General features: G+C 42.8%; 3 protein-coding genes. All 3 read left to right on the plus strand.

From position 1 onward, the window contains the following. On the plus strand, positions 1 to 258 hold a 258-nt coding region (locus tag DXU84_RS24880), incomplete at its 5' end, for an integrase core domain-containing protein (RefSeq protein WP_153376839.1). 171 nt (positions 259 to 429) lie between these two features. Further along, entirely contained in the window at positions 430 to 951 is a 522-nt protein-coding gene (locus DXU84_RS24885; protein WP_153376840.1) for a DUF2778 domain-containing protein, read from the plus strand. A gap of 248 nt (positions 952 to 1,199) precedes the next feature. Further along, positions 1,200 to 1,691, plus strand: a complete 492-nt coding sequence (locus tag DXU84_RS24890; protein ID WP_121019854.1) for a type VI secretion system tube protein TssD — start codon at positions 1,200 to 1,202, stop codon at positions 1,689 to 1,691. Positions 1,692 to 1,850 lie beyond the last annotated feature (159 nt).

Consider the following 1,850-nt stretch of genomic DNA (forward strand, 5'->3'; position numbering starts at 1 on the left):
CATGGAGTGATGCTGGAATTTATCAAGCCGGGTAAGCCAACACAGAACGCGTTTATAGAACGGTTTAACCGAACATATCGGACAGAAATACTGGATTTTTACCTGTTCAGAACACTGAATGAAGTACGAGAAATCACAGAGCGCTGGCTGAATGAGTACAACAGTGAGCGTCCTCATGAATCCCTGAATAACCTGACGCCGGAAGAGTACCGGCTGATGGCTGAGAAACCGGAAATCTCAAAAAGTGCCTGGAACTAAAGCTGGGATACTTACAGGTGGGCGGAGCGCTAATGGAGAAAATCACCGGCATCGTCAGCCGATTAGATTTCGTAATGATTCAATCAGGCCTTGAAATCATAATTTAATTTGGCTGATCTGATTGAACGCTTATATTATAAGCCTACACATTACAAGGTTATAGGGTGATCTATGGCATTGCATGGAAAGTTGATTCTGAATGGTGCTGATTACGCACCTTTCAATCTGTACGGCGTTGGCGTGTTTATGGCCTTCTCGGGAAAAGGTGTTTACCGAAATAAAGGTGCGTGCGGTGCAATACCCAGTGATGGACCGTTACCACCAGGTAAGTACTGGATAGTGGAGCGTGGTGCCGGTGGCTTAGGCTCGTGGGTTAAGGCTAAATCCCAAGATATGTTCAACAAATTTTACTATGGTGCTGAATTTGGGCGTGATGAGTGGTTTGCATTGTACAAGGATGACTGGGGCATTGATGATGGAACTTGGGTCAATGGTGTTTTCCGTGGGTTGTTTAGGCTTCACCCAGGCCATGTTTCAGAAGGGTGTATAACCATAGCGCATAACTCAGATTACGCTCTAATTAGAAATGCACTTTTGAGAACAACACCTATGCAGGTTCCTTGTATGAGATCTCTCATGGCTCGTGGCTGGATTGAGGTGATAGCCGGTGACTATAACAACACTTGCCCGTAGAGTTTCAAAAATCACTTTCTATATTCTTTTGTCACTGGTTGTTGGTCGTACATTGGGAAATCCTGAAGTATGGTTTGATCATAGTTTAGCAAGCTACATAGGCCATATGATTTATGGTGCTGGTGAGATTGGGGCAGATAATTTTTATGACCTGTACTTTTACATCTCCGTAATCACGGTTTTTTCTGTCACAACTCTAATTTACATTTTAACAATGAAGTTAATCACAAAAATAAGGAACAAATAAAATGCCAATTCCTCCATACATGTGGCTTAAAGACGATGGCGGTGCCGATATCAAAGGGTCTGTAGACGTTAAGGATCGCGAAGGAAGTATTGAAATCATTGGATTAAGTCATGGCATTAACTTACCAGTGGACAATGCAAACGGCAAAATAACAGGCACGCGCCAGCATTCATCCATGATGATTGAAAAGGACGTTGATAGCTCAACACCTTATCTGTATAAAGCGGCAGCCACTGGTCAGACGCTAAAAAGCGCGGAAATTTGTTTCTATCATATTAACGACGCAGGACAAGAAGTTTGTTATTACACCGTATTGATGGAAAATGTAAAAATTACTGGCGTTAACTGCGGAGTGCCCAATGTGAAATTAGCAGGCAACGATAAAATGAACCATGTCGAGAGTGTCAGTTTGCAGTATGAAAAAATAACTTGGCGCATTGTTGATGGAAACATTCAATTTGCAGACTCTTGGAACGAACGTCATACCGCATAAAAATATGTACTGTGGCTAATTCATAAAAAAGCCCCGTACATGTGAACGGGGCTTTTAGTATCGACATGGTCACGATGTGGACGTGACCTGCCCCCAGGATTAGATACAACCGTCAGTTAGTAATGTCGGTTTGTTTACCTTCACATTTTCCATTTCGCC

Source organism: Rahnella sp. RcJ3 (assembly GCF_009498575.1).
GTDB classification, from domain to species: domain Bacteria; phylum Pseudomonadota; class Gammaproteobacteria; order Enterobacterales; family Enterobacteriaceae; genus Rahnella; species Rahnella aceris.

Bases quoted from the DNA above. Each gene is read 5' to 3' on its own strand.
- DXU84_RS24885 (WP_153376840.1), top strand. From the start codon at position 430: ATGGCATTGCATGGAAAGTTGATTCTGAATGGTGCTGATTACGCACCT.
- DXU84_RS24890 (WP_121019854.1), top strand. From the start codon at position 1,200: ATGCCAATTCCTCCATACATGTGGCTTAAAGACGATGGCGGTGCCGAT.